This is a genomic window from Acinetobacter uliginosus (assembly GCF_044130295.1).
GTDB lineage: Bacteria > Pseudomonadota > Gammaproteobacteria > Pseudomonadales > Moraxellaceae > Acinetobacter.
This window is the reverse complement of the sequence record NZ_JBIQOC010000190.1, coordinates 1-536: the sequence shown is the minus strand read 5'-3', so window position 1 is coordinate 536 and position 536 is coordinate 1. Positions and strand designations below refer to the sequence as shown.

General features: G+C 46.1%; 2 protein-coding genes. Both read right to left on the bottom strand.

Annotated features, from left to right (window positions below; all coding sequences use genetic code 11):
• Positions 1–305 (bottom strand): IS66 family transposase (locus ACE01T_RS17665; protein ID WP_489752757.1); only part of this gene is annotated, 305 nt, incomplete at its 3' end.
• 74 nt (positions 306–379) lie between these two features.
• Entirely contained in the window at positions 380–532 is a 153-nt protein-coding gene (gene tnpB, locus ACE01T_RS17660; RefSeq protein ID WP_395519792.1) for an IS66 family insertion sequence element accessory protein TnpB, read from the bottom strand.
• Between the last annotated feature and the right edge of the window lie 4 nt (positions 533–536).

Sequence of the window (536 nt, the reverse complement as noted above, 5' to 3'; positions counted from 1 at the left end):
AATCGTTCTAATTCCAGATCAACGGCTGCGATATCTTCTTCGACCGCTTCGTCCCATAGATGGATTTGTTTTGCGGTGAGATGTTCGTTTTTACTGCCGAATTTATGCTTTTTAAACAGCGCCAGTTCATGCTCGTATTTTTGATTGAGAATAGAAAGATGCTGAACTTTGGCATCCAATTGCTGGTTTGATTTTTCTAATTCTTGATTTGATTGTGCCAGAGACTGATGCTGCATCGCCAACTGCCGGATAAATTCCAGCAGTTGTTCATGGGTCAGTTGGCTTAAATCAGGCAGCATTTTCATGACCGCAGTATGCCTGAGGTCATGAGAAGAATGAAATAGAACGTTTGGAGAATAGCAGAATGGAACAGCCTAGTTTAGAGCATTGTTACCACTTGCTGTCGTCCAATGCGCTGCCAGGGCAAACCTTGGATCAGTGCCTGTAACTGTTCCGGGCTGAGGGCCACGGTTTCACCCTGGTGAACTTTAGCCCAGTGGAATTTTCCCTGTTCCAGCCGCCTGGCACACAGCCAG